Here is a 1282-nt window from a genome sequence, read left to right as displayed (position 1 = left end):
TCCTGCCAAGCTTGCGGACCTCAATCGGTGCCCGCTGGCCGTTCTCCTGCATGGAGGCAGCAATCAGTGCAGCCCAGTCTGGATCGACTGCCCGCAGACGTTCACCGACTTCAATGTCGGCTACAGGGATCAGTTCGACGTTCATGCTGCCACTCCGTTTTGACGGTGCGCGTCACACGGCAGGGCGGTAGGTGTCCTGACAACGGTCATGGAAACAGGAGACCCGTCATGATGATAGCGACCCGGCCAGATATTCTGCGGCTCACGCCCCAGCACCTTGGCAATCTCGCGTTCAATCGGAACCGAATATCCCACGGTTCCGATGGTCTTGCTCACGGCACGACTATCGCGGCCAATCAGGGTGGAAAACTTCGCAAGCGAGCCGTATCGCTTCCGAAGTTCCGCCTTGATGTCCTCGGCGTGCATTCCTCTCGCTTCTGTGCCATATATATAGCTCCTGAGATTCGGGGCGGTGCCAGCCGCCCTTTTCTTCAACCCCGTTTCAGCGACTTCCTGCCGCTGTATTTCGTCGCGAGGTGTGCCGTGAGAATACGAGAAACCGAACCTTTGGCAAGCCATAAGTTCGGTTTACGGTTCTTTTCTGTGGATATCATGTGGATATCGTCCGCAAATGTCTGATATTTCGAACGAAAAGGGTTTGGTAAGCCGATCTTCATCTGACTTGACGGTTGATAATCGGAACCGTCAACCGGAAAGCCGGTTTGATCGCCTTCGCGCGGCCATCAAGGATGCAGGCGGCCGTGACTTCGTGGCCTCGCAAACTGGGGTCGGAAAGACCACTCTTAGTCAGTATATGAAGGAAGGGGACTGGAAGCTTAGTCAGCTTGAAAAGATCGCTGATTTTGCCAAAGTTTCTATCGGCTGGCTGATCGACGGCGACCGTGGAGCTACCGCAACTTCATGCCCTGCGTCCACGCAGCATGATGATCTCGTACATATCGACTACTATAATATCGCGGCTTCGGCTGGGTTCGGCTTATGCGCAGATGAATCCGAAAAGCCAGAAAAGGTGGCGATTTCCCGCCGTTTCCTGCGTCAAGACCTTGGGCTTGAGCCAAACCGGGCTATGATCCTTGAGACGCGAGGCGACAGCATGGAACCCACCCTGCGCCCAGGCGACCGGCTGGTGGTGGATACCCGCCAGCAGCAACTGCTCGATGGCGTCCACGTCATTGTCGTGAACGGCAGCCTGCTGGTGAAGCGCCTGTCACCCGAACCGGGCGGCAAGGTCCGTATCGCATCCGACAACGCGCTGTATCAG

The 1282-nt window shown here is 56.5% G+C and carries 2 protein-coding genes; one reads left to right on the top strand and one right to left on the bottom strand.

From position 1 onward, the window contains the following. Positions 1 to 141: 141 nt before the first annotated feature. A complete protein-coding gene (locus JCM25156_RS16985) occupies positions 142 to 426 on the bottom strand; it encodes a helix-turn-helix domain-containing protein (RefSeq protein WP_025814089.1) in 285 nt (94 codons plus the stop codon). A gap of 205 nt (positions 427 to 631) precedes the next feature. Between JCM25156_RS16985 and JCM25156_RS25670 the strand changes: the two genes are divergently transcribed. After that, the coding region (locus JCM25156_RS25670; RefSeq protein WP_148299413.1) for a S24 family peptidase at positions 632 to 1282 on the top strand (651 nt) is incomplete at its 3' end.

The organism is Komagataeibacter kakiaceti JCM 25156, assembly GCF_000613305.1.
Note: the sequence above shows the minus strand (reverse complement) of the source record. Positions and strands in the feature narration are given on the sequence as shown.